We start from the raw sequence: 1,163 nt of genomic DNA on the forward strand, positions 1-1,163 counted from the left end.
TCGCTTAAGTGATTCCCAACTGCTTTTCTTCACCACCAACTGGTACTTTCCTTTGACCCCCTTCTGGTATGTCGGGACAAATGAATGTCCCAGCAGTTCGAAGTTAGAAGGTCTTCGGATGCCACTTTTCTCCCTGTTGATGGGCAACCTGAGTTTGTCCCTCAAAAAGAGGTAAATCTCGTTACCCACCTTTCTGGCCTCCTTCTTTGACTTGGTGTAGATGCTGAAATCATCGGCATACCGTACGTAATTCAGGTTTCGCCTGTCCAGTTCCTTATCCAGCACATCCAAAAGGATATTGCTCAAAAGGGGGCTGAGCGGGGAGCCCTGAGGAACGCCTTTTCTACGCCTGTGCAGTTTTCCGTTGATCTGGATGGGTGCACGCAGCCATTTCCGCCTGCCTGCCGCAGGCAGGGATAAGCCTTAAGGTTGTCGGACATTTTACCCGTTGGTAGATGAACTGTAGCAGGATCGTGTGGTCTACCTCGTCGAAAAATCCCTTCAGGTCGATGTCCACTATATCCTGATAGCCATCGTTGATGTTTTTCAGGGCTTGTGTTACCGCCTTATGGATGTTCTTCTCGGGGCGGAAGCCATAGCTGTGATCCTCGAACGTGAGTTCGTACTTGATCATCAGCACCTGGCTGACAGCTTGTTGCAGCCACCTTTCCACTGTGGTGGGACCCCCCAGCAATCTGGTCTTTCCGTTGCTCTTGGGGATTTCAACCCCCTTGATAGGTTTCGGTACATACGTATGGTTCAGGATGGATGTGGCAATCCTGTCCCTGTTGTTTTCCAGATAGGAAAACAATTCGGTGACCTTCATGCCGTCCACCCCTGCCGAACCTTTGTTCCGCACTACCTGTCGGTAGGCTTTGTAGAGGTTCTTACGGTTGAGTACTTTTTCTATCATAATAAATCTGTTAACCCTGTCCGCTTAAGATGAGGCTGCCCCAATACGGTGCTCCCCATCGAACCTGCCTACCGGCAGGCAGGTTTGGACGTAATCCAGCGTTCAGTCCTTCGCTACCCAGTGAGACCTCTGTAGCTCTTACAGCTCGTTCCCGGTAACTATTATGACCTCGGCTGACTTCTTGGCCCATAGAAACCGAATCTATTCCAAGATCTCCCCAGGTAAGGGCATATTCCTTCCCCCAATATCC

At 50.4% G+C, this 1,163-nt stretch carries 3 protein-coding genes; all 3 read right to left on the reverse strand.

The genetic code is table 11. From position 1 onward, the window contains the following. A partial coding sequence (locus GJQ68_RS23585) for a reverse transcriptase domain-containing protein (RefSeq protein WP_317174473.1) occupies window positions 1–414 on the reverse strand: 414 nt, incomplete at its 3' end. Beyond that, window positions 344–913, reverse strand: coding sequence for a reverse transcriptase domain-containing protein (locus GJQ68_RS23590; protein WP_262888132.1), 570 nt, complete (start codon window positions 911–913; stop codon window positions 344–346). The genes GJQ68_RS23585 and GJQ68_RS23590, both read right to left, overlap by 71 nt. 10 nt (window positions 914–923) lie before the next feature. Further along, the coding region (locus tag GJQ68_RS23085; RefSeq protein WP_162419619.1) for a hypothetical protein at window positions 924–1,163 on the reverse strand (240 nt) is incomplete at its 5' end.

The sequence above is a fragment of the Cyclobacterium roseum genome (genome assembly GCF_010119225.1).
Lineage (GTDB): Bacteria > Bacteroidota > Bacteroidia > Cytophagales > Cyclobacteriaceae > Cyclobacterium > Cyclobacterium roseum.